Origin of the sequence: Klebsiella sp. BIGb0149, assembly GCF_004362605.1 — a bacterium.
Taxonomy (GTDB): domain Bacteria; phylum Pseudomonadota; class Gammaproteobacteria; order Enterobacterales; family Enterobacteriaceae; genus Klebsiella; species Klebsiella terrigena.
In genome coordinates this window covers 627,417-651,093 of the sequence record NZ_SNYG01000003.1, presented here as the reverse complement: position 1 = coordinate 651,093, position 23,677 = coordinate 627,417, and the positions used below count along the sequence as shown (strand labels likewise).

At 62.0% G+C, this 23,677-nt stretch carries 23 protein-coding genes; 18 read left to right on the top strand and 5 right to left on the bottom strand.

Annotated elements, in window-relative coordinates:
• Window positions 1-208: integrase core domain-containing protein (locus tag EDF75_RS14865; protein ID WP_133599982.1), on the top strand; the 208-nt coding region annotated here is incomplete at its 5' end.
• A gap of 9 nt (window positions 209-217) precedes the next feature.
• Here the strand turns inward: EDF75_RS14865 and EDF75_RS14860 are convergent.
• A complete protein-coding gene (locus EDF75_RS14860) occupies window positions 218-1,156 on the bottom strand; it encodes a recombinase family protein (protein ID WP_166646185.1) in 939 nt (312 codons plus the stop codon).
• 211 nt (window positions 1,157-1,367) lie between these two features.
• On the opposite strand from EDF75_RS14860, the gene EDF75_RS14855 reads away from it, so the two are divergent.
• Entirely contained in the window at window positions 1,368-2,867 is a 1,500-nt protein-coding gene (locus EDF75_RS14855) for an aldehyde dehydrogenase family protein (protein ID WP_133599980.1), read from the top strand.
• On the opposite strand, the gene EDF75_RS14850 is transcribed toward EDF75_RS14855, so the two are convergent.
• Window positions 2,864-3,568 carry an SLATT domain-containing protein gene (locus EDF75_RS14850; protein ID WP_133599979.1) on the bottom strand — a complete coding sequence of 235 codons (705 nt, stop codon included), beginning with the start codon at window positions 3,566-3,568 and terminating at the stop codon, window positions 2,864-2,866. The two genes, EDF75_RS14855 and EDF75_RS14850, sit on opposite strands and share 4 nt — an antisense overlap.
• A 184-nt stretch (window positions 3,569-3,752) precedes the next feature.
• On the opposite strand from EDF75_RS14850, the gene EDF75_RS14845 reads away from it, so the two are divergent.
• The 3 genes from EDF75_RS14845 to EDF75_RS14835 all read left to right on the top strand — a co-directional run bounded on the left by EDF75_RS14845 (window position 3,753) and on the right by EDF75_RS14835 (window position 7,332).
• On the top strand, window positions 3,753-5,282 hold the full coding sequence (locus EDF75_RS14845; RefSeq protein WP_133599978.1) for a DUF2235 domain-containing protein: 1,530 nt from the start codon (window positions 3,753-3,755) through the stop codon (window positions 5,280-5,282).
• 127 nt (window positions 5,283-5,409) lie between these two features.
• Window positions 5,410-6,300 (top strand): oxidoreductase, encoded by an 891-nt coding sequence (locus EDF75_RS14840; RefSeq protein ID WP_133599977.1) that lies wholly within the window; start codon window positions 5,410-5,412, stop codon window positions 6,298-6,300.
• A gap of 72 nt (window positions 6,301-6,372) precedes the next feature.
• On the top strand, window positions 6,373-7,332 hold the full coding sequence (locus tag EDF75_RS14835; protein WP_133599976.1) for a zinc-dependent alcohol dehydrogenase family protein: 960 nt from the start codon (window positions 6,373-6,375) through the stop codon (window positions 7,330-7,332).
• 65 nt (window positions 7,333-7,397) lie between these two features.
• On the opposite strand, the gene tynA is transcribed toward EDF75_RS14835, so the two are convergent.
• Complete coding sequence (gene tynA, locus EDF75_RS14830; RefSeq protein WP_133599975.1) at window positions 7,398-9,665, bottom strand: primary-amine oxidase; 2,268 nt, start codon at window positions 9,663-9,665, stop codon at window positions 7,398-7,400.
• A 187-nt stretch (window positions 9,666-9,852) separates the two neighbouring features.
• On the bottom strand, window positions 9,853-11,898 hold the full coding sequence (paaZ, locus tag EDF75_RS14825; protein WP_133599974.1) for a phenylacetic acid degradation bifunctional protein PaaZ: 2,046 nt from the start codon (window positions 11,896-11,898) through the stop codon (window positions 9,853-9,855).
• A gap of 285 nt (window positions 11,899-12,183) precedes the next feature.
• Here paaZ and paaA point away from each other — a divergent pair, with 285 nt between their 5' ends.
• From paaA to paaY, 13 genes are all read left to right on the top strand, one after another.
• Window positions 12,184-13,113 carry a 1,2-phenylacetyl-CoA epoxidase subunit PaaA gene (gene paaA / locus EDF75_RS14820; RefSeq protein ID WP_041145264.1) on the top strand — a complete coding sequence of 310 codons (930 nt, stop codon included), beginning with the start codon at window positions 12,184-12,186 and terminating at the stop codon, window positions 13,111-13,113.
• An 11-nt stretch (window positions 13,114-13,124) separates the two neighbouring features.
• Window positions 13,125-13,412, top strand: a complete 288-nt coding sequence (gene paaB, locus EDF75_RS14815) for a 1,2-phenylacetyl-CoA epoxidase subunit PaaB (protein WP_041145265.1) — start codon at window positions 13,125-13,127, stop codon at window positions 13,410-13,412.
• Between the two features lie 7 nt (window positions 13,413-13,419).
• Complete coding sequence (gene paaC / locus EDF75_RS14810; RefSeq protein ID WP_133599973.1) at window positions 13,420-14,175, top strand: 1,2-phenylacetyl-CoA epoxidase subunit PaaC; 756 nt, start codon at window positions 13,420-13,422, stop codon at window positions 14,173-14,175.
• Window positions 14,176-14,187: 12 nt separating this feature from the next.
• On the top strand, window positions 14,188-14,685 hold the full coding sequence (gene paaD, locus EDF75_RS14805; RefSeq protein ID WP_045855137.1) for a 1,2-phenylacetyl-CoA epoxidase subunit PaaD: 498 nt from the start codon (window positions 14,188-14,190) through the stop codon (window positions 14,683-14,685).
• 7 nt (window positions 14,686-14,692) lie between these two features.
• A complete protein-coding gene (gene paaE / locus EDF75_RS14800) occupies window positions 14,693-15,763 on the top strand; it encodes a 1,2-phenylacetyl-CoA epoxidase subunit PaaE (protein ID WP_133599972.1) in 1,071 nt (356 codons plus the stop codon).
• Window positions 15,760-16,527, top strand: a complete 768-nt coding sequence (paaF, locus tag EDF75_RS14795) for a 2,3-dehydroadipyl-CoA hydratase PaaF (RefSeq protein ID WP_133599971.1) — start codon at window positions 15,760-15,762, stop codon at window positions 16,525-16,527. The genes paaE and paaF overlap by 4 nt, the downstream gene beginning before the upstream one ends.
• A gap of 2 nt (window positions 16,528-16,529) precedes the next feature.
• Complete coding sequence (gene paaG / locus EDF75_RS14790; RefSeq protein WP_133600012.1) at window positions 16,530-17,318, top strand: 2-(1,2-epoxy-1,2-dihydrophenyl)acetyl-CoA isomerase PaaG; 789 nt, start codon at window positions 16,530-16,532, stop codon at window positions 17,316-17,318.
• A 3-nt stretch (window positions 17,319-17,321) separates the two neighbouring features.
• On the top strand, window positions 17,322-18,749 hold the full coding sequence (gene paaH, locus EDF75_RS14785) for a 3-hydroxyacyl-CoA dehydrogenase PaaH (protein ID WP_133599970.1): 1,428 nt from the start codon (window positions 17,322-17,324) through the stop codon (window positions 18,747-18,749).
• Window positions 18,739-19,161, top strand: a complete 423-nt coding sequence (gene paaI / locus EDF75_RS14780; RefSeq protein WP_133599969.1) for a hydroxyphenylacetyl-CoA thioesterase PaaI — start codon at window positions 18,739-18,741, stop codon at window positions 19,159-19,161. Before paaH ends, paaI begins: the two co-directional genes overlap by 11 nt.
• Window positions 19,161-20,366, top strand: coding sequence for a 3-oxoadipyl-CoA thiolase (pcaF, locus tag EDF75_RS14775; protein ID WP_133599968.1), 1,206 nt, complete (start codon window positions 19,161-19,163; stop codon window positions 20,364-20,366). Before paaI ends, pcaF begins: the two co-directional genes overlap by 1 nt.
• A gap of 26 nt (window positions 20,367-20,392) precedes the next feature.
• Window positions 20,393-21,709 carry a phenylacetate--CoA ligase PaaK gene (paaK, locus tag EDF75_RS14770; protein WP_128878324.1) on the top strand — a complete coding sequence of 439 codons (1,317 nt, stop codon included), beginning with the start codon at window positions 20,393-20,395 and terminating at the stop codon, window positions 21,707-21,709.
• A 117-nt stretch (window positions 21,710-21,826) separates the two neighbouring features.
• Complete coding sequence (paaX, locus tag EDF75_RS14765; protein ID WP_166646183.1) at window positions 21,827-22,753, top strand: phenylacetic acid degradation operon negative regulatory protein PaaX; 927 nt, start codon at window positions 21,827-21,829, stop codon at window positions 22,751-22,753.
• A gap of 9 nt (window positions 22,754-22,762) precedes the next feature.
• A complete protein-coding gene (gene paaY / locus EDF75_RS14760; RefSeq protein ID WP_045855144.1) occupies window positions 22,763-23,359 on the top strand; it encodes a phenylacetic acid degradation protein PaaY in 597 nt (198 codons plus the stop codon).
• A 33-nt stretch (window positions 23,360-23,392) separates the two neighbouring features.
• Here paaY and nadS read toward each other — a convergent pair whose 3' ends face one another.
• Window positions 23,393-23,677 (bottom strand): NadS family protein, encoded by a 285-nt coding sequence (gene nadS, locus EDF75_RS14755; protein ID WP_133599966.1) that lies wholly within the window; start codon window positions 23,675-23,677, stop codon window positions 23,393-23,395.

Genomic DNA, 23,677 nt, shown 5'->3' with positions numbered 1-23,677 from the left:
AAGCTTTAATGGTCGATTTCGGGATGAGTGTCTGAACGAGCACTGGTTCAGCGATATCGTTCACGCCAGGAAAATCATTAACGACTGGCGGCAGGACTATAACGAGTGCCGGCCTCATTCCTCACTGAATTATCGGACGCCAGCGGAATTTGCAGCGGGCTGGCGAAATGGAAAAATTGAAGGTAAACAAACCGACATTACTAACTGACGATTGTGTTTAATACTGGGGGCAGGTCACACACTCACAATAAAGAACACCGCTGAATTTGTGTCTTGATGGACGGCCTTTTGATATTCTTTTTTCATCAAACTGTATCTGTGAGAAGACTTGATAATCAATCAGGGCAGGGTAGTAGCCTTCAATTAATGATACTGGGATATATTTCTGTTCTATAATTTGATGTGTCTGATAAGCACCGTAAAGCACTGGACTTTTTAACAACCGCTTTACAGACATCTGATGCCATTCTTTTCCAGTAGGGCCTGGGATATTTTCTTCGTTTAATAGACGTGCGATTTTACGAGGGCTTTTTCCTTCAAGTCTCATCTGAACAATTTTTCTAGCTATATCAACACGTTTATTGAACACGTACTTTTTGTTCTTCCTGTCATAATCAAGATAGAAAACTGACTTACCCGGAAGGATTTCTCCATCAGCAGCTTTTTCACGTGCAATAGCCTTTGAAGCTTTAACGAGTTTTGATTTTCTTAATGACTCTTTGTGTGCTAAGTCAGCAGCTAACGGGACTAATATCACTGAACTGAGGTCATTCAGTGAGTCTTTATCGAGTATATGTCCTTGAAGTGTCTTGGCATCTTCGCCAACAAACGCGACTTTAACGTCGTACTGAAGGATTTTCTTTAAGATGTCTTGTGTATGGCTGATGCCTTTACGACTTAATCGGTCAATCGCTTCAATGAGGATATAACTGCCTGACGGGATATCACCATTTTGTATGGCTTCAAGCATCTGTTCTAGCTCTGGGCGTCTGACGTTTTTGAAGCCTGAGATGCCTAAATCATGGTAAGACTGATTGGACAGAGTAAGTCCATTTTGCGAACAGAACAGCTTAGAAGCATTTACCTGTCGCTCTAACGAAGTACCTGTTGCTTGGTGTTTGGTACTGAACCTTACGTAACTGAATGCCTGTGTCATTCCAACCTCCATGTGCTGCTAAGTTGTTGATTATAACAAGGTTGTAATTTTTGTAAAATGAAACTATTACCTGAGGCACATTTTTGCCCGCGCAATATGCCTAATTGCGGCGGCTGTCACAGCGGCAAAAACGAATGTCACAGAGAAAAAAGCGTGAAGCCTGAGCGCGTCGTAGACTGAATTCACGATCCGTGAGGAATAAGGAAGCGATATGTCCACAGCACAGGTAGCGCTGCTTGCCAGCGTACAGCAGTTTTTAGACAGACAGCATGGCGTGTATATCGACGGTGCCCAGCAGGCGGCGCAGAGCGAAAAGCGGCTGACCGTCTGGAACCCGGCGACCGGGGAGGCGATAGCCAGCACGGCGGACGCCGGTGCCGCGGACGTCGACCGCGCCGTGATGTCGGCGTGGCGCGCGTTTGTCTCCCGCAGCTGGGCCGGACGCACGCCGGCCGATCGCGAACGTATCCTGCTGCGCTTTGCCGACCTGGTTGAGCAGCACGGCGAGGAGCTGGCGCAGCTGGAGACTCTCGAGCAGGGCAAGTCGATTAATATCTCCCGCGCCTTTGAAGTCGGCTGCACGCTGAACTGGATGCGCTACACCGCCGGGCTGACCACCAAAATCAGCGGCCGCACGCTGGACGTGTCGATTCCGTTCCCGCAGGGCGCGCGCTACCAGGCGTGGACCCGCAAGGAGCCGGTTGGCGTGGTGGCGGGGATCGTGCCGTGGAACTTCCCGCTGATGATCGGCATGTGGAAGGTGATGCCGGCGCTGGCGGCGGGCTGCTCCATCGTGATTAAGCCCTCGGAGACCACGCCGCTGACCCTGCTGCGCGTGGCGGAGCTGGCGAGCGAAGCCGGCGTGCCGGACGGCGTATTTAACGTGGTCACCGGCAGCGGCGCGGAGTGCGGGGCGGCGTTAACCTCGCATCCGCAGGTGGCAAAGGTGAGTTTTACCGGCTCGACGGCGACCGGCAAACAGATTGCCCGCGTGGCCGCCGACCGGCTGACCCGCGTGACCCTTGAGCTGGGCGGTAAAAACCCGGCCATCGTGCTGAAAGACGCCAACCCGGAGTGGGTCATTGAAGGGCTGATGACCGGCAGCTTCCTCAATCAGGGGCAGGTGTGCGCCGCCAGCTCGCGGATCTATATCGAAGCGCCGCTGTTCGATACCCTGGTGAGCGGCTTTGAGCAGGCGGTGAAGTCGCTGCAGGTCGGCCCCGGAATGCAGGAATCAACCCACATTAACCCGGTCGTTTCCCGGACGCACTGCGACAAGGTCGCCGCCTATCTCGATCAGGCGCGGCAGCAGAACGCCGAGCTGATTACCGGCAGCAGCGGGCCGGACGGCAAGGGCTACTACATTGCGCCGACGCTGGTGATTAACCCCGATGCCGGGCTGCGGCTCAGCAGAGAGGAGGTCTTTGGCCCGGTGGTGAACCTGGTGCGCGTCGCCGATGGCGAAGAGGCGCTGCGTCTCGCCAACGACAGCGATTTTGGCCTGACGGCCAGCGTCTGGACCGGCGATTTGAGCCAGGCGCTGAGCTACACCGAGCGCCTGCAGGCGGGCACGGTATGGGTCAACAGCCATACGCTTATCGACGCCAACCTGCCGTTTGGCGGCATGAAGCAGTCCGGTACCGGGCGCGACTTCGGCCCGGACTGGCTGGACGACTGGTGTGAAACCAAATCGGTCTGCGTGCGCTATTAGCCGCTGACCCGACGCCTGAGGTTCGACCGCTTACCCCGGCCGCGAATTTCGGGCGCCGCGTGGCGCTGGCCTCCGTTCTGCTGCTGATTTTGCTTCTGCCCCGACGCCTTGCTCTGCTGCTCTTTGAGCAGCGATCCCAGCAGGCCGATAGATTCCGTAAGCTGGCTTGACCACGCCTGGGTTTCCTGCTGCTGGATGCGGTGGATGTCATTAATAAACGCCGCGGCAATCCCGGCGGCGTTTATATAATGCAAATCCGCGTCTGCGTGACTGGAGGCATCGTTTTGGATCCATCCGCTAATAAACTCCGCATAGCGCGTCTCAATGGCAATAATGGTTCGAATATAGTACATCCAGCCGTCGGTCAGGCGAAACACGCGGTCGGCAATAAATAGCAGCATCGCAATTGTCAGCAGCCCCAGTGAAATTTGGGTTAACCATAGCTTACCCGCGTCAGTTTGCGTAAATGGGAGCCTGAAAATTTGAATAGCGGCAATAGCAACAATCGCCGTGAATACCGTGAATAAAAGAAGCAGCGAGAGCCAGCGTTTTTTCTTTACTTCCTTTTGATACCAGCCAATTATATTTTCTTCGTATTCGTTACAGGTTTTAAAAATAGCCTCGAGCTTTTGCGGCTGGTTCAATGAATTCAGCTTTCCTATATCGCTCAGCGCGGCGGGCCGGTGAGTTTCTGTCCCCATGATGATCCCCGCAATAACGTTGACTTGATTAGCATGCTAGCCAAATGTCGCCATCAGCGCCTGCCGCTAAACCGCGCGGGGAGTAAGAGGGCGTCTTTTCATTTGTTCTGCCGATCCGATTACAGTCTGCTATTTTTAATTTGTCAAACATCCCCTTTTAATGCGGCCTGTCGATGAGGTTCATATGAACTTACTGGTCTTTTGTGACGGTACCTGGAATACCCCCCAGCAGCTTGATGATGGCAAACCCGCGCCGACGAACGTGGTCAAACTGCGCAACGCCGTGACGGAAAATAGCGCCCAGCGCGTCTATTATCACCCCGGCGTCGGTACCGACGGCGGCGTTGTCGATCGTTATATTGGCGGTGGCATAGGCGACGGTCTGGATAAAAATATTATTAGCGCCTATTACTGGCTCGCCACCAACTATCGACCCGGCGATAAAATATGGTTATTTGGCTTTAGCCGTGGGGCCTATACGGTGAGAAGCCTTGGCGGAATGATCTCGCGCTGCGGTTTATTAAATGCCGGCGGAGCCGGAACCGGCGACGATAAAGTCTGGGAGGACATCAACGCGCTGTTCAGCCTTTACCGACAGCCGGCGGCCAGCGCGCCGGCGGTGATAGCCAGCGTCGGGCGGCCCTTCTATGAGGTTGCCACGGGAAATCCCACCAAAGAGAGCGTGCCGATCTATTTTATTGGCGTCTGGGAAACGGTGGGGTCGCTGGGGATCCCTGACGACCTGGCCTTAGCCAACCTGCTGGACGACCCGAAAAAGTATGCGTTCCACGATACCTCCTTGAGCCCGATCGTCAAAAACGCCCGCCACGCGCTGGCGCTGGACGAGCAGCGGCAAAGCTTTATCCCGACGCTGTGGGATAACGTGGCGGCAAACCCGCGGGTGAAGCAGCGCTGGTTCGTCGGCGTGCACTCCGACGTTGGCGGTGGCTACGCGCAGTGCGGACTATCGGATATCCCTCTGCAGTGGATGATGTCCGAAGCGCGCGATCTCGGCCTTGAGCTGCATCCGGATATCGCTACCCAGCTCAGGCCCGATGCTCAGGGCCTGCTGCACGATTCGGTGACCGGGGTGTTTAAGCTGCTGCACACCTGCCCGCGCGGGGTGCCGCAGATTGTAGCGGGCAGCGCCGACGTTGATAGCAGCGTCCTGCAGCGTCAAAGCCAGCCGTCGCTGCTCCACGGCGGCTACCGGCGCCTCAGGGCGCTGACGCCAGAGCATCCGGTAACGTTCGACGTCTTTTCTCGTGAGCGCTGGAATGAAACCGGGGTTTGGCTGGAGGCGGGCGTCGAGTACCGGTTCAGCGCCTCGGGAAAATGGATGGACAGCTCGATACCCTGCGATGCCGACGGCACCGATGACGGGAAGTTTTACCCCGGCGAGGCGGCGCAGATTCTGGCTTCCGTCGCCGATAAGCTGGAGATGCTGTGGAAGGGGGCGACCAAAAATCAGGACGTCGACTTTTGGCTGAGCAGGCGCGTTGGCACGGCGCCGTGGTTCGCGCTGATCGGCGTGGTCGCCAACGGCGCCGGCGCCGTTCCCGCCGTCCCTCAGCAGCGGCATCAGATCTTCGTCATTGGCAGCGGATGCCGCTTTACGCCGGCCAGGAGCGGCTATCTATACGCTTACGCCAACGACGCCTGGCAGATGTATGATAACAACCGCGGCAGCGTCGCCCTGACCGTCAGCCGCTAAACCGGCCGCGGGCCGCCAACAATCGTTTTCCTGCCGGCGGGGCTTGCTGAAAGCGATGATTTATCGCTACTGTTTGTTTTCTTTCCCGCCGTCAGGGCGGGAACTGACTCAACAGGAGGCGATCGTCATGTCGAAAGAACCTGCAGTTGCGCTGATAGGCCCCGGCGCCATCGGTACCACCATCGCGGCAGCGCTGCACGAGGTCGGTCGTACGCCGACGGTGTGCGGGCGTACCGCTCATCCGCAGCTATCGCTGCGCTTTGACGGCGGACAGATTACCGTTCCCGGTCCGGTACTGACCGATCCCGCGACCGTTGCGCGTCCGTTCGACCTGGTTTTCGTGGCGGTGAAGGCGACGCAGATTGACGACATTAGCGCATGGCTGACGGCGCTGTGCGATAAAAATACCCTGGTTTGCGTGCTGCAAAACGGCGTTGAACAGCAGGAGCAGTTTGCCGCCAGGGTTGCGGGCGCCACGGTGCTGCCTGCGGTGGTGTGGTTCCCGGCGCTGCGGGAAGAAGCCGCCTCCGTCTGGCTGCGCGCGGCCCCGAGGCTGACGATACCCGACACCGCGCAGGCCAAACTGGTGCAGGACGCGCTGCGCGGGACCCGCTGCGCCGTGGATCTGGCCGAGGATTTCACTACCGTTGCGTGGCGCAAGCTGCTGCAGAACGCCGTCGCCGGCCTGATGGTGCTGGCGGGGCGTCGCGCCGGCATGTTTTCCCGGGAGGATATTACCGCCGTGGCCTTAGCCTATTTGCGCGAGTGCCTGAGCGTCGCGCGCGCCGAGGGTGCAAAACTGAGCGACAGCGTGCCGCAGGAGATCGTTGAGGTCTTTCACCGCGCGCCCGCCGATCTGAGCACCTCCATTCTTATCGACCGCGAGGCCGGGCTGCCGCTGGAGTGGGATATTCGCAACGGCGTAGTGCAGCGACGCGCTCGCCGGCACGCTATCCCGACGCCGCTGAGCGATCTTATCGTACCGCTGCTGGCCGCCGCCAGCGACGGGCCGGGCTGAGGGGCAAAAGGATGGCAGGGAGCCGCTGAGCAAACTCTGCTATCATCCTGCTTTTATCGTGCCGTGCTGAATATGCTCAACCATACCATCTGCTACCACCGCTACGGGCCGCCGGAGCGCGTGCTGGCCCTGCACACGCAGCCTCTGCCGACGCTGGCGGCGGGGAAAGTGCGCGTGCAAATGCGCTATGCGCCGCTCAACCCTTCCGATCTTATTCCCGTCACCGGCGCCTATCGCCACCGCACGACGCTTCCCGCCGTGGCCGGCTATGAAGGCGTTGGCGTGGTGGTTGCCGCATCGCCGGGCTCGGGCATAGCGCCCGGCCAGCGGGTTTTGCCGCTGCGCGGCGAGGGGACCTGGCAGAGCTATCTGGATATCGCCGGCGAGTGGCTGGTGCCGGTGCCGGACGGGATTGACGACAGGCTCGCCGCGCGGGGCTATATCAATCCGCTGACCGCGCTGCTGATGCTCAGGCGCTGGCCGGTGGCGGGTAAAAATATTGTCCTTACGGCCGCCGCCTCATCCGGCGCCAGCCTGCTGGGCCAGTGGGCGCTGCGGAGCGGCGCGCGTTCGGTATGCGGGGTGATTCGTTCGCCGCAGCATCGTGAACGGCTGGAGCTGCAGGGGATCTATCCGCTGATGACGACGGATCGCGGCATGCTTGGGCAGGTGCTTCAGCAGACCGATCTGCTGTTTGATGCGGTGGGCGGCGAATCCTCCAGCGAACTGCTGGCCATGCTGCCGGCATCCTCGACGCTTATCTCCTGGGGCTTACTTTCCGGCGCGCCGCTGACGCAATCGCGCCACGGCGCGCGGGTGAGTAAATTTCATCTGCGCGAGGCGCTGCCGCCGCTGGACGTCGGCGAGTGGCGGGCGGCGTTTAGCGACATCTGGCAGCTGCTGCCGCAGACCGCCATGCCCGCGGCGCAGGTGCTGCCTTTTAGGCGCTGGCAGGAGGCTATCGTCGCCAGCGGGCGGCAGGGAAGCGCGCGCAAAATCCTGCTCGATTTCAGCGAGCCCGGCGAAGCCTGAGACGAAAAACGCCGCCGGAGAGGGCTCCGGCGGCGTCTGGCTGTCTTGCTTCAGCAGGGCTGCGTCTACTTCTTCTTCTCGCCCAGGGTTGGGGTTTCATCGAAGAAGTTCCACGGCTTCAGCAGCGCGTGGGCCCATTCGGTAGGCATAATCGGCCACTCTTCGGCGCGCGCCACGTGGGTGGTGCCGGTGGTTATCCACACCACGTCATCATGGTTGTCCAGCGACTCGTTATCTTTTGCGTACTGACCGAGGCCGGTATCGTGGATCGAACGGTTGGGATACTTGCCTTCCGGGTAGCGCTCCTCCTGATGATAGCGGGTGACCCACAGCTGTTTATCCATAAAGCTCAGGCGGTGATAGATCCACTCATCGGGGGCAAACTTGGCGCCGGTCGCCACCGGATGCGTCCCGCCGGCGTAAGGGATTATCTGGTACGACACCGGGTTACCCATCCGGTTTTCTTTCGTGGTGTTGCTCAGCAGGCGGATGGTGCCCGGGTCAAATTTCTGCGCCGCTTTCTGTTCCGTATCGATGGCGTACTGGTTAATCTGCATGGTGCTGGTACGCGGGCCGCCGGCGGTATTCGGCTTCACTTCCGGGTCCATCGCCACCAGGCTGTTGTTCTCGCCGTCAACGTCGAGATCGAGGCGGAAGTTGTAGATATGCTGATGGGTGGTGCCGACGATGTTATGGTCGATCAGCGTCCCGTAGCGGGTATCCTCTTTGGCGCTCGGATCGTGCATGGTCTTCGCCAGCACGCCCTTCACCGCCTCAATGCCGGTGGCTCCCGCGTCGATGCCGATGGTGCCGTTCTCGTGGAATACCCAGTCAAAGATGTAGTCGTAGTTGCCGACGGTGCTTATCCAGCGCACCACCAGCTCGCGGCGCTCGGTGCTGACGTTGGGCTGGCCCATCTCCTGGTGCTTGTACTCCGGCCCGGCATAGCGCTCGAAGATCGCCACGGCGCGCGGAATGGTGGTCGGCGTGCCGGTGTAGTCAGCGATGGTTTCATCCAGCAGCACCGAGTTGGCCGGCGCGTCCTTGCCGCGCACGATAGGCGAGGTCAGGGTGCCCATCCCGTAATCACCGGAGTCGAGATAGGCCTTAAAGTACCAGCCGACGTCCGGATCGCCGTACGGGACAATCATCCCGCCGAGGGAGCCTTCGTACATCACCTGGCGCTTTTTACCGTTGTCGTTGTAGGTCACGGTGGACAAAATCGGCCCGACGCGCGAGTTCAGGCGCAGGTGGAAATCCCAGTTCTGCCAGTGGATCATATCGCCGGTGATGGTGTAGTTTTTGCCCTCCGGCTCGGTGATATCCAGCGGCTTGACCGCCGGCTTCACGCGGTCGCGGCCGTCGTAAGGGCGGGATTCCATCGGCACCGGGATCACCGGACCTTCCTCAATCTTGATGATTTTCTTCTGCTCGAGATCGACCACCGCCACCAGGTTCTCAATCGGGTGCGCCCAGTAGTTGCCGTCGCCGGTATCCAGATAGCTCACCACCTTCAGCAGACGGGCGTCCTGTTTCAGGCCATCTTTGCCGTCAAAGTAGCCGACGGTCAGCGGGGTGGTGATCACCTTTTTGGTATCGGTGATGCCGTGCTTTTTCAGCACTGCGGCAAACTCATCGCTGGCGTTGATGATGTTTTGCACGCTGGCGAAATCGTCGAGCAGCACCATACCGTGGGCGTCTTTGATCGCTTTCCACGAGAGGATCTTCTTGTTCTGTAAATCGACCACGCTTTCGATAACGTGCTTACCGTCGAGCATCACCACGTCGGCGGTGCGCGGGGCGTCCACGGCGGTACCGTTCAGCACAAAGGCCCACACCGCCGCCTTATCCGGCTCGTGGAGGGAGATTTCGGTGAAGCGCGTATTCGGGCGGAACTCCGGCGCCGCTTTGACGATGGTGACCGCTTCGCTGATTTCCGCCGAGGTTAAGGAGTTGAGCGGGTGGGGGCGTTTTTCAACCTGGAAGGTTTGATCGAGGCCGGACTGGAACACGTCGTTGATAAAGGTCTCGGAAACCCAGGCTTTACCCTCTTTCATTACCACCGGAACCTGCAGGTTCAGCGGTTTGCCGTTAACGATGGCCGTTTTGGCGCCGGGCTTCACTTTGACATAGGCGCCGTCTTTGATCAGCGTAAACATCTGGGCATAGTCGTCCCACTGCACGTCGGCGCCAAACTCCTGCAGCGTCTTGTCCATCGGGACCATATGCGCTTCGCTACCGTGCGCCAGTACCGGCGTTTGCCAGGCGCAAAACAGGGCGACAGCCAGGGCCAAAGCCGTTTTACGCGGGGAAAGAATCGAGCCGTTTGCCATTGTGACCTCGTCTTATTGTTGTGTTGTGCCTTGCCGCTGCGAAAGTCGGCTTCAGTAGCACTAAGCTATCAGCGCCGGGCCATCGGGCGTTTGTTTGCTCTTGCCAGGTTGTTTGTCAGATTTGCCAGTTATGCCCCGGGAGGGCGCTGCGGCCATGACCCGGGGCGGTGGGGAGGGCGTTTTGCCGTCAGGCCGGGAAGTCGCCGCGCTGGCGGGCAACGAGGGTCAGAATGGAGTAGAGCGCCACCGGCTGCTGGTGCTGGTTAAATATCTCTACCGCCCACTCGACGACGCCGGTGGCTTTCTCTTCCGCCGTGCGCTGGCGTTTGACCGTTTTACGCTTGCAGGTCAGGCGTACCTGGATGGTATCTCCCGGCTTCACCGGCTCGATAAAGCGCAGATTTTCCATGCCGTAGTTGGCGATAACCGGCCCGACGCCGGCATCGACGAACAGCCCGGCGGCCGCGGAGATCAGGAAGTAGCCGTGCACCACCCGTTCGCCGAAAATCGACTCGGCGGCGGCAATTTTATCCATGTGGGCGTAGAAGTGGTCGCCGCTCAGGCAGGCAAAATTGACGATATCCGCCTCGGTCAGCGTGCGGCGCGGCGTCAGCAGGCTGTCGCCGGGCTGGATCTCTTCGAAATATTTGCGGAACGGATGAACGCGGTCCTCGGCCACCTGCGCGCCGCGAACCCACTGTCTGGAGATGGCCGCCAGCATGGTCGGGCTGCCCTGAACCGCCGTGCGCTGCATATGGTGCTTCACCGACCGCAGGCCGCCGAGCTCTTCGCCGCCTCCCGCCCGGCCCGGCCCGCCGTGAACCAGCTGCGGTAGCGGAGAGCCGTGGCCGGTGGACTCGGCGGACGACTCTTCGTTGAGGATCTGAATACGGCCGTGGCAGCGGGCGGCGCCGAGAATAAACGATCGTGCCAGCTCGCCGCTGGCGGTGACCAGCGTCCCCACCAGGCTGCCTTCGCCCGCCCGGGCGAGGGTCAGCGCGTGCTCGCGGTTTTGGTACGGCATCAGGGTTGCTACCGGGCCGAAGGCTTCGATGGCGTGCACCGCTGGGGTTTCATCCGGCTGCGGGCAGAACAGCAGCGTCGGCGGGAAAAAGGCCCCGGCGGCGCTGAGGTCCGCCCGGCCGCCGAGGCGGATCTCGCAGCCAGCCGCAATCAGCGTATTGACGTTCTCCTGCACGTCCCGGCGCTGATCGCTATTCACCAGCGCGCCCATTTTGACCCCTTCCTGCGCCGGGTCGCCCACCACCACCTTCTGCAGGCGGGCGATCAGCGCCTCGCTCACCGCGCTGACCTGCGCCTGCGGCACGATAATCCGGCGGATAGCGGTACATTTCTGTCCGGCTTTAGCGGTCATTTCGCGCACCACTTCGCGAATAAACAGCGCGAACTCCGGCTGCTCCGGGGTGACGTCATCCCCCAGCACGCAGCAGTTCAGCGAGTCGGCCTCCATGGTGAAGGGGATGGATTTCGCCACCAGGTTCGGGTGCACGCGCAGCTGCTGGCCGGTGGCGGCGGAGCCGGTGAAGGTCACCACGTCCTGGCTATCGAGACGCTCGAGCAGATCCCCCGCGCCGCCGCAAATCAGGCTGAGGGCGCCTTCCGGCACCAGGCCGCTGTCAACGATGGACTTCACCATCGCCTGGGTCAGCTGAGCGGTGGCGGTGGCCGGCTTGACGATCGCCGGCATCCCGGCCAGCCAGGTTGGCGCCAGCTTCTCCAGCATCCCCCAGCAGGGGAAGTTAAAGGCGTTGATATGCACCGCCACGCCGGACTTCGAGGTCAGCACGTGGCGGGCGGCGAAGCCTCCCTGTTTTGATAGCGGAATCAGCTCATCTTCCGGCCACAGGTTATCGTCCGGCAGCTCCCGGCTGCCCAGCCCGGCGTAGGTAAACAGCGTGCCGATGCCGCCTTCGATATCGACCCAGCTGTCGGCGCGGGTCGCCCCGGTTTGCGCCGAAATAGCATAAAAGTCGGCCTTGTGCTCCAGCAGGTGTTTGGCCACCGCCTTGAGCATCGCGCTGCGCTCAATAAAGGTCATGGCCTGCAGCGCTTTGCCGCCGCGCTCGATGGCAAAGCGGCGCGCCTGCGCCATATCCAGCCCTTCGCTGGAGACTTCCCACAGCGCTTCGCCGCTGATGGCGTGGTGAATAGTACGGGTGCGCCCCCGGCCGGTCTGCCAGGCGCCGGATAAGTAGCTGGCTAACTGCTGCATCGCGAATCTCCAGATGTGTTACGTGAAATATCTATAAATAGTTATTTTATGAATCATTAAATGCAAGCCTATATTTAATAATTTATTAACATTGTGATCGATGATGTCGTGAGTGTGTGTCATATGTTGTTGTATTTACGCTGTTAGTGGAATGTTTTGCGGCGATCGTCACAAAAAGAACAAACAAAATTTGTGGTTTTATTTAACCAGAGTGTAACTTTTATAAAACAAAGTGATTCACAAAAATTGATTTGTTGAATTTACAGGAATCATAAAGGTGATGACGTGACAGAAGAACAACGCTTTGACCAGCGCATCGCGCAGGATACGGCCATCGAACCGCAGGACTGGATGCCCGACGCCTACCGCCAGACGCTGATCCGCCAGATTGGCCAGCATGCGCACTCCGAAATTGTCGGCATGCTGCCGGAAGGGAACTGGATCACCCGCGCGCCGACGCTGCGCCGCAAGGCGATCCTGCTGGCTAAGGTGCAGGATGAGGCCGGCCACGGCCTCTATCTGTACAGCGCGGCGGAAACCCTCGGCTGCGCCCGGGAAGATCTCTATCAGAAGATGCTCGACGGGCGGATGAAGTACTCCTCCATTTTTAACTACCCCACGCTGAGCTGGGCGGATATCGGCGTGATCGGCTGGCTGGTGGACGGCGCCGCCATCGTCAACCAGGTGGCACTGTGCCGCACCTCCTACGGCCCCTACGCCAGGGCGATGGTCAAAATCTGCAAGGAAGAGAGTTTCCACCAGCGCCAGGGATTTGAAGCCTGCATGGTGCTGGCCCAGGGCAGCGACGAGCAGCGGCGGATGCTGCAGGACGCGATCGACCGCTTCTGGTGGCCGGCGCTGATGATGTTTGGCCCCAGCGATGACAGCTCGCCCAACAGCGCCCGCAGCATGGCGTGGAAGATCAAGCTGCACTCCAACGATGAGCTGCGCCAGCGCTTTGTCGACAACACCGTGCCGCAGGTCGAGCTCCTCGGGATGACCGTCCCGGATGCCGAGCTGCGCTTCGACGAGGCCAGCGGCCGCTACCGTTTCGGCGAGATTGACTGGCAGGAGCTGAACGAGGTCATTAGCGGCCGCGGGATCTGCAACCACGAACGACTGGCCGCCAAGCGTAAAGCCTGGGAAGAGGGGGCATGGGTGCGGGAAGCCGCGCTGGCCCACGCGCAAAAACAACACTCCCGCGACGCGGCGTAAGGAGCACCACCATGAGCAACGTTTACTGGCCGTTATATGAAGTTTTTGTCCGCAGCAAACAGGGACTTTCGCACCGCCACGTCGGCAGCCTGCACGCCGCCGACGACCAGATGGCGCTGGAAAACGCCCGCGACGTCTACACCCGCCGCAGCGAAGGCTGCTCGCTGTGGGTGGTGAAGGCCAGCGAAATCATCGCTTCGCAGCCGGAAGAGCGCGGCGAATTCTTTGACCCGGCGGAGAGCAAAATCTACCGCCATCCCACTTTCTACAGCGTGCCGGACGGCATGGAACATATGTGAGGCAGCGATGAATAACCTCAATCCCGTTGCAACCTATGCTCTGCGTCTGGGCGATAACGGCCTGGTGCTGGCCCAGCGCCTGGGGGCGTGGTGCGGCCACGCGCCGGAGCTGGAGATTGATCTGGCGCTGGCCAATATCGGTCTCGACCTGCTCGGCCAGGCGCGTAATTTCCTTACCTACGCGGCGGAGCTGGCGGGGAGCGGGGACGAAGACACTCTCGCCTTTGGCCGCGACGAGCGCCAGTTTCACAACCTGCTGCTGGTGGAGCAGCCGAACGGCAGCTTCGCCGACACCCTCGTCCGCCAGTTCTTTATCGACGCCTGGCACGTGGCGCTGTTCACCCGTCTGGTAGAGAGCCGCGATGCGCAAATTGCCGCCATCGCCGCCAAGGGGCTGAAGGAGGTGCGCTACCACCTACGCTTTAGCCGCGGCTGGCTCGAACGGCTGGGCAACGGCACGCCGCTTTCTGCGCAAAAAATGCAGCAGGCGGTCGATGGCCTGTGGCGCTTTACCGGCGAGCTGTTTATGGCCGACGCGCTGGAGCTGAGCCTGGTCGAGCAGGGAATTGCCGTCGACCCGCGCGAGCTGCAGGGAACCTGGCAGAGCACGGTGCATACCGCGCTGCTGGAGTCGGGTCTGCAGATCCCCGAGGAGGCGGCGTTTCGCAGCGGCGGCAAGCAGGGTTTGCACAGCGAACACCTCGGACCGATGCTCGCGGAGATGCAGTATCTGCAGCGCGCCTATCCCGGCCAGCGCTGGTAGCAGGAGGTGGCTATGCAACGACTGACCGCGATCGCCCCCGCCGACGTTCACGCTATCTGGGCCCTGCTCAGCGAGATCCCCGACCCGGAAGTGCCGGTGCTGACCATTACCGACCTCGGGATGGTGCGCAGCGTGGCGCCGCGCGGCGAGGGCTGGGTGATTGGCTTTACGCCGACCTACTCTGGCTGCCCGGCAACGGAGCATCTGCTGGGCGAGATCCGCGCGGCGATGGCCCGCCGCGGCTACACGCCGGTGCATATTGTCCTGCAGCTTGACCCGCCGTGGACCACCGACTGGATGAATCAGGCGGCCCGCGAGCGCCTGCGCCAGTACGGGATCAGCCCGCCGCAGGGGCACGCCTGCCACGCCGATATGCCGCAGGAGGTGGTTTGCCCGCGCTGCGGCAGCGTCCACACCTCGCTGATTAGCGAATTCGGTTCTACGGCCTGCAAAGCGCTCTACCGCTGCGACAGCTGCCGCGAACCCTTTGATTACTTTAAATGTATTTGAGGTTGCCATGACGACGTTTCATTCGCTTACCGTCGCGAGAGTGGAGCCGGAAACCCGCGATGCGGTGACCATTACCTTTGCGATCCCCGACGCGCTGCAGGCCGAGTACGCCTTCCGTCCCGGCCAGCACCTGACCGTAAAAGCCCGCCTCGGCGGGGAAGAGCTGCGGCGCTGCTACTCCATCTGCCGCAGCCGCTCCCCGGCCGAAATCAGCGTGGCGGTAAAGGCCATCGACGGCGGCCGCTTCTCCCGCTATGCGCAGAACAATATCCACCAGGGCATGGCCCTGGAGGTGATGGTGCCGCAGGGCCATTTTGGCTACCAGCCGCAGGCCGAAAGGCGCGGTGAATACCTGGCGATTGCCGCCGGTTCCGGCATTACGCCGATGATGGCGATTATCGGCGCCACGCTCGCCACCGAAGCGCAAAGCCGCTTCACCCTGATCTACGGCAACCGCAGCAGCCACAGCATGATGTTTCGCCAGGCGCTGGCGGACCTGAAAGACCGCTATCCGCAGCGGCTGCAGGTGGTGCACCTGTTTAGCCAGGAGTCGATGGACAGCGATCTGCTGCAGGGGCGCATCGACGGCGCTAAGCTGCGCGCGCTCTCCGGCCGGCTGCTGGACTTCAGCCGCTTCGACGAGGCCTTTATCTGCGGCCCGGCGGTGATGATGGATGACGCTGAGGCCGCGCTGGGGGCGCTCGGGATGGCGGCGAACAGCATTCATCTTGAGCGTTTTAATACCCCGGGCAGCAGCGTTAAGCGCGCGACCGGGGTGCAGGCCGAGGGCCGCACCGTCACCATTCGTCAGGACGGCCGCGACCGGCTGGTGGCCCTCAGCGCAGAGGATGACAGCATTCTCGACGCGGCGCTGCGCCAGGGGGCGGATCTGCCGTTCGCCTGTAAAGGCGGCGTCTGCGCCACCTGCAAATGCAAGGTGCTGAGCGGAGAAGTGGCGATGGCGGCAAACTACAGCCTCGAAGCGGACGAGCTGGCGGCCGGATACGTGCTCAGCTGCCAGGCGCTGCCGACCAGCGGCGACGTGGTGGTGGATTTTGACGCCCGGGGGATGGCATGAGCGAACTGCTGATTACCCGCCACGAGCGGGTGCTGCACCTGACCCTCAACCGGCCGCAGGCGCGCAATGCGCTCAATAATGCGCTGCTGATGCAGCTTGCCGAGGCGCTGGAAGCCGCGGCGGCCGACCCGGAAATTAGCGCCTGCGTGATTAGCGGCGGCCAGCGCGTGTTTGCCGCCGGCGCCGACCTGAACGAAATGGCGGAAAAAGATCTCCCGGCCACGTTCGATGATATTCGCCCCCGCCTGTGGGCGCGCATTGACGCCTTCCCGAAACCGCTGATTGCGGCAGTGAACGGCTACGCCCTCGGCGCGGGCTGCGAGCTGGCGCTGCTCTGCGACCTGGTGGTCGCGGGGGATAACGCCCGCTTCGGTGTGCCGGAAATCACCCTCGGCATTATGCCCGGCGCGGGCGGCACCCAGCGGCTGATCCGCTGCGTCGGCAAGGCGCTGGCCAGCCGCATGGTGCTGAGCGGCGAAGCCATCGACGCCCGGCGGGCGCAGCAGGCCGGTCTGGTGAGCGACATCTATCCGCCGGCGTTAACCGATGAATATGCACTGAAGCTGGCAGCGACCATTGCCCGCCACTCGCCGCTGGCGCTGCGGGCGGCGAAGCAGGCGCTGCGCCAGTCGCAGGAGGTGGGGCTGCAGGCCGGGCTCCAGCAGGAGCGCCAGCTGTTTACGCTGCTCAGCGCGACGGAAGATCGTCGCGAAGGCATCGATGCCTTTTTACAAAAACGTACCCCGCAATTTAAAGGACGCTAATGGTGGAAGCTTTTATTCTCAGCACCGTAGAACAGGGCGTGATGACGATTACCCTTAACCGTCCGGATCGCCTGAACAGCTTTAATGACCTGATGCACCAGCAGCTCGCCGAGTGTCTGACCCAGGCCGAACGCGACGACAGCGTGCGCTGCCTGCTGATCACCGGCGCCGGGCGCGGCTTTTGCGCCGGCCAGGATCTGAACGACCGTAACGTTGACCCCAGCGGCCCGGCGCCGGATCTGGGGCTGTCGGTGGAGCGTTTTTATAACCCGCTGGTGCGCCGCCTGGCGGCGCTGCCGAAGCCGGTGATTGCGGCGGTTAATGGCGTAGCGGCCGGGGCCGGGGCAACCCTGGCCCTGGGCTGCGATATAGTACTCGCCGCGCGATCCGCCAGCTTCGTAATGGCCTTCAGCAGGCTCGGGCTGGTGCCCGACTGCGGCGGCAGCTGGTTCCTGCCGCGGGTTGCCGGACGCGCCAGGGCGATGGGGCTGGCGCTGCTGGGCGAGAAGCTCAGCGCCGAACAGGCCGCCCAGTGGGGGATGATCTGGCAGCTGGTGGAAGACGCCGAGCTGGCGGACGTCAGCCTTCAGCTGGCCCGCCATCTGGCGGCGCAGCCGACCTTCGGCCTCGGCCTGATTAAGCAAGCCCTGCTGGCCGCGGAAACCAACGGTCTCGATGCCCAGCTTGACCTGGAACGCGACTACCAGCGCATGGCCGGACGCAGCGCCGACTACCGCGAAGGCGTAAGCGCTTTCCTCGCCAAACGTCCTCCACAGTTCAGCGGGAAATAGCCTATGAGCACAACACTGCATATCGTCGCCGTGATCGGCGGCGGCACCATGGGCTCAGGGATTGCGGAAGTCGCCGCCGGCGCCGGACATCAGGTGCTGCTCTACGATATCGCCGCCGATGCGCTAACCCGCGCGGTGGACGCTATTCGCCAGCGGCTGGCCTCGCGCGTCGCGCGCGGCAGGCTGACCGCAGAGCAGGCCGAGGCGCTGCTGGCCCGCATCGTGCCGACGACGGAGCTGGCCGCGCTGGCGCCGGCGCAGCTGGTGATTGAAGCGGCTTCCGAACGTCCTGAGGTCAAAAAAGCGCTGTTCAGCCAGCTGGCGGAGATCTGCTCGCCCTCCGCGCTGCTCACCAGCAACACCTCCTCGATTTCGATTACCGCGATTGCCGCCGACGTTAAGCACCCGGAGCGCGTTGCCGGGCTGCACTTCTTTAATCCGGCTCCGGTGATGAAGCTGGTGGAAGTGGTCAGCGGCCTGGCCACCTCGCCGGAGGTGGTCGAACAGCTGTGCCGGTGCGTCACCGCGTGGGGCAAGCAGCCGGTATGCTGCCGCTCAACGCCGGGGTTTATCGTCAATCGCGTGGCGCGCCCGTTCTACGCCGAAGCCTGGCGCGCGCTGGAGGAGCAGGTGGCTCCCGCGCAGGTCATTGACGCCGCGCTGCGCGACGGCGGCGGTTTCCCGATGGGGCCGCTGGCGCTGACCGATTTGATCGGCCAGGACGTCAACTTCGCGGTGACCTGTTCGGTATTTAACGCCTTCTGGCAGGACCGGCGCTTCCTTCCCTCGCTGCTGCAGCAGGAGCTGGCGCTGGCCGGGCGGCTGGGCAAAAAGAGCGGGCAGGGCGTATACCGCTGGCCGCTGGACGCCGAGGCGGATCTGGCCCTCAGCCCGGTGGCCGATCCTGCAGGGGCGCTGAAGGTGAGCGGTAAACGTGACAATGTCACCGAGCTTGACGAGCTGCTGCTGATGGAGACCGAAGGCCAAACCGCCGAGGCCCTGAGCGCCCACTACGGCCGTCCGGTGGTGGTCTATGACCACAGCGCCGGGGAGACGGTGGTGCTGGCGAGCGCGGAGTCTAACCCGCAGTCGGCCACCGATAAAGCGGTGCACTATTTTCAGCAGCAGGGCAAAAAGGTGCTGCAGATTGCCGACTATCCGGGGCTGCTGGTGTGGCGCACGGTGGCGATGCTGGTAAACGAGGCGCTGGATGCGGTGCAGAAAGGGGTGGCCGAGCCGGCGGATATCGATACCGCGATGCGCCTCGGGGTGAACTATCCGCACGGCCCGCTGGCGTGGGGTGCCCGACTGGGTTGGAACCGCGTGCTGCGCCTGCTGGAAAACCTCCAGCAGCACTACGGCGAGGAGCGCTATCGCCCCTGTTCGCTACTGCGCCAGAAGGCGCTGCTGGAGATGCGTCATGAACGATAAGGCCTGGCGCAACGCGCGCGCGATGTACGAACTCGATACCTGCGCCCAAACGCTGGGGATCGACATTATTGAGATGGACGAAGGCTACGCGCAGATGACCATGATCGTCGCGCCGAACATGCTTAACGGCCATCAAACCTGCCACGGCGGGCAGCTCTTTTCCCTCGCCGACACCGCTTTTGCCTACGCCTGCAACAGCCAGGGGCTGGCGGCGGTGGCCTCGGCGGCGAGCATCGATTTTCTGCGCCCGGCCTTCGCCGGCGACCGGCTGGTCGCCACCGCGCGAGTCAGGCAGCAGGGCAAACTGACCGGCGTCTACGACATCGAAATCGTTAACCAACAACAGAAAATTGTCGCCCTGTTTCGCGGTAAATCGCACCGCATCGGCGGCACAATCACAGGAGAAGTTTGATGCGCGACGCCTTTATTTGTGACGGAATTCGTACGCCGATCGGCCGCTACGGCGGGGCGCTCGCCAGCGTGCGGGCCGACGATTTGGCCGCCGTTCCGCTGCGCGAGCTGCTGAGCCGCAACCCGCGCCTCGATCCCGGCTGCATTGACGACGTGATTTTCGGCTGCGCCAACCAGGCCGGAGAAGATAACCGCAACGTGGCGCATATGGCGACGCTGCTGGCGGGCTACCCGCAGAGCGTCTCCGGCACCACTATCAACCGCCTGTGCGGCTCCGGGCTGGACGCAATCGGCTTTGCCGCCCGCGCCATTAAGGCCGGGGATGCCGACCTGATGATTGCCGGCGGCGTGGAGTCGATGTCGCGGGCGCCGTTTGTGATGGGCAAGGCCAGCGCGCCTTACCAGCGTCAGGCGGAGCTGTTTGATACCACCATCGGCTGGCGTTTTGTGAACCCGCTCATGCAGCAGCAATTTGGCACTGACAGCATGCCGGAAACGGCGGAGAATGTAGCCGAGTTGTTAAATATTAGCCGCGCCGATCAAGACGCCTTCGCCCTGCGCAGCCAGCAGCTGACGGCGAAGGCTCAGCGTAACGGCATCCTGGCGCAGGAGATCGTGCCGGTCCAGATTATCGGCAAGAAGGGGGCGGTCAGCGCCGTTCGCGATGATGAACATCCGCGGGCGGAGACCACCCTGGAGCAGCTTTCACAGCTAAAAACCCCGTTCCGCAAGGGCGGCGTGGTCACCGCCGGAAACGCCTCCGGAGTTAACGACGGCGCAGCGGCGCTGATTATCGCCAGCGAACAGCAGGCGCTGGCCCAGGGGCTGACGCCGCGGGCGCGCATCGTGGCGATGGCCACGGCGGGGGTTGAACCACGGCTGATGGGGCTCGGGCCGGTGCCCGCCGTGCGCAAGGTGCTGGAGCGCGCGGGGCTGAATATTAACGATATGGACGTCATTGAACTGAATGAAGCCTTCGCCGCCCAGGCGCTGGGGGTGCTCAGACAGCTGGGAGTGGCGGAGGATGCCGCGCACGTTAACCCCAACGGCGGCGCTATCGCTCTCGGTCACCCGCTGGGAATGAGCGGCGCCCGACTGGCGCTGAGCGCAAGCCTGGAGCTGCAGCGCCGCGGCGGGCGCTACGCCCTGTGTACGATGTGTATTGGCGTGGGTCAGGGCATTGCCATGATCCTCGAGCGAGTGTGAGCTAATTTACCTGCGAGTACCCTAAAATGATAACTAATACAAAATTAGATCCGATTGAAAACGCTTCTCGTGACGAATTACAGGCTCTGCAAACCCAGCGTCTGAAGTGGACGCTGAAACACGCTTACGACAACGTTCCGATGTACCGCCGCAAGTTTGACGCGGCGGGGGTGCATCCTGACGATTTCCATGAGCTGAGCGACCTGAGCAAATTCCCGTGCACCACCAAGCAGGATCTGCGCGATAACTACCCGTTCGATACCTTTGCGGTGCCGATGGAGCAGATTGTGCGCATCCACGCCTCGTCGGGAACCACCGGCAAGCCGACGGTGGTGGGCTACACGCAAAACGATATTGATACCTGGGCCAACATCGTCGCCCGCTCCCTGCGCGCGGCGGGCGGCACGGCGAAGGACAAAATCCACGTTGCCTACGGCTACGGCCTGTTCACCGGCGGCCTTGGCGCGCACTACGGCGCGGAGCGTCTGGGGGCCACGGTGATCCCGATGTCCGGCGGCCAGACGGAAAAACAGGCGCAGCTGATCCGCGATTTTCAGCCGGATATGATTATGGTTACGCCCTCGTACTGCCTGAACCTGATTGAAGAGCTCGAGCGGCAGATGGGCGGCGATGCCAGCCGCTGCTCCCTGCGGGTCGGCGTATTCGGCGCCGAGCCGTGGACGCTGGCGATGCGGGCGGAAATCGAGCGCCGTCTCGGGATCGTCGCCCTGGATATCTACGGGCTTTCGGAAGTCATGGGGCCGGGGGTGGCGATGGAGTGTCTGGAAACCGCCGACGGCCCGACCATCTGGGAAGACCATTTCTACCCGGAGGTGGTCAACCCGCACGACGGTACGCCGCTGGCGGATGGCGAACACGGCGAGCTGCTGTTCACCACCCTGACCAAAGAGGCCCTGCCGGTGATCCGCTACCGTACCCGCGATCTGACCCGCCTGCTGCCGGGCACCGCGCGGAGCATGCGGCGGATGGATCGCATCAGCGGACGCAGCGACGACATGCTGATTATTCGCGGCGTCAACGTCTTCCCGTCGCAGCTGGAAGAGGAGATCCTCAAGGTCGAGCACCTGGCGCCGCACTACCAGCTGGAGGTCAATCGCCGCGGCCATCTTGATTCACTTTCGGTGCGCGTGGAGCTGAAGGAGAGCAGCCTGTCGCTGAGCCACGAGCAGCGCTGCCAGATCTGCCATCAGCTGCGCCACCGCATCAAGTCGATGGTCGGGATCTCCACCGATATCAGCATCGTCAACTGCGGCAGCATCCCGCGCTCGGAAGGCAAAGCCTGCCGGGTGTTCGACCTGCGCAAGGTTGCCGCCAACGGCTAGGTCAGCGCCACCCGGCCCGGCCGGACGATGAACTCCCCGGCGGGACGCCGCGCGCCCGCCGGGAATTCCCTGTGCTATGATTCGTCATGGACTACTAACCGCAACGGAATGAATCAGATGAGCAGGCTTGATAACTTTATTCAACAGGCGGTAACGGCGATGCCGATTAGCGGGACCTCGCTGATCGCCTCGTTGTACGGCGATTCCCTGCTGCAGCGCGGGGGCGAAGTGTGGCTCGGCAGCGTGGCGGCCCTGCTCGAAGGGCTGGGGTTCGGCGAACGCTTTGTGCGTACGGCGCTGTTTCGCCTCAACAAGGAGGAGTGGCTGGACGTGGTGCGCATCGGCCGCCGCAGCTTCTATCGTCTGAGCGACAAGGGGCTACGCCTGACCCGCCGCGCGGAGCACAAAATTTATCGCGCTGGCGCCCCGGAGTGGGACGGTACCTGGCTGCTGCTGCTCTCCGAGGGGCTGGAAAAAAATACCCTGGCGGAGGTGAAAAAACAGCTTCTGTGGCAGGGTTTTGGCGCGCTCGCGCCGAGCCTGCTCGCCTCGCCGGCGCAGAAGCTGGCGGACGTCCAGTCGCTGCTGCATGAGGCGGGGGTGGCGGAAAACGTCATCTGCTTTGAAGCGCACTCTCCGCTGGCGCTCTCCCGGGCGGCGCTGCGCGCGCGCGTCGAGGAGTGCTGGCATCTCACCGAACAAAACGCGATGTACGAAACCTTTATTTCGCTGTTTCGCCCGCTGCTGTCGCTGCTCCGCGACGTCGATAGCGCGGAGCTGACCGCAGAGCGCTGCTTCCAGATCCAGCTGCTGTTAATCCATTTTTATCGTCGGGTGGTGCTCAAAGATCCGCTCCTGCCGGAGGAGCTGCTGCCGGCGCACTGGCTGGGGCAGACCGCGCGCCAGCTGTGCATCAATATTTATCAACGCGTCGCCCCCGGCGCGCTGGCCTTCGTGAGCGAGCTCGGGGAGAGCTCGGTCGGCGAACTGCCGGCGCCAGGGCCGCTCTATTTTCAACGTTTTGGCGGCCTGACCGCCGCTTAAGGAGAGCCGATGCCGATTTATCAGATTGACGGTATGACCCCGGTGGTACCGGATGAAAGCTACGTTCACCCCACGGCGGTGCTGATTGGCGACGTGATCCTCGGGAAAGGCGTGTACGTCGGGCCCAACGCCAGCCTGCGCGGTGATTTTGGGCGCATCCTGGTGAAAGACGGCGCCAACATTCAGGATAACTGCGTGATGCACGGCTTTCCCGGCCAGGATACGGTGGTCGAAGAGGACGGGCATATCGGCCACGGGGCGATCCTCCACGGCTGCGTCATCGGCCGCAACGCGCTGGTGGGGATGAGCGCGGTGATTATCGACGGCGCGACGATTGGCGAAAACAGCATCGTTGGCGCCTCGGCGTTCGTGAAGGCCAAAGCCGAGATGCCGGCCAACCATCTGATCGTCGGCAGCCCGGCGAAGGCCATTCGCACCCTGAGCGAGCAGGAGATCGCGTGGAAAAAGCAGGGGACGCGGGAGTATCAGGTGCTGGTCGAGCGCTGCCAGCAAACGCTGCATCAGGTGGAGCCGCTGAAAGAGGTGGAACCGCAGAGAAAGCGCCTGGAGTTTGATGAAAGCCTGCGGCCGAAATCATCATCCTGAGCGGTAGCCCTCCGGCCCTCCGGTATGGGGGGCCTAATATTTAGCCAGCTCCTGAAAGAGCGCCGGGTTCGCCTGAATAGCCGCCAGCACTTTTGCCGCCAGCCCCGTTGGGTTGCGTCGTCTGGATTCCCAGCTTTTAATGGTATCCACGCTGGTTCCCAGCGCTTGCGCCATTTCCGTCTGGGAAACGTTCAGCCGCGCTCGAATGGCCTTCACGTCAGCAATCTCATAGCGAGTCACGCGGGCCGAGGCTTTATCGCCATTTTTGATATCAACGGCTTCTTTGAGAGACGTTTGAAGCTCATCAAAAAAACTCAT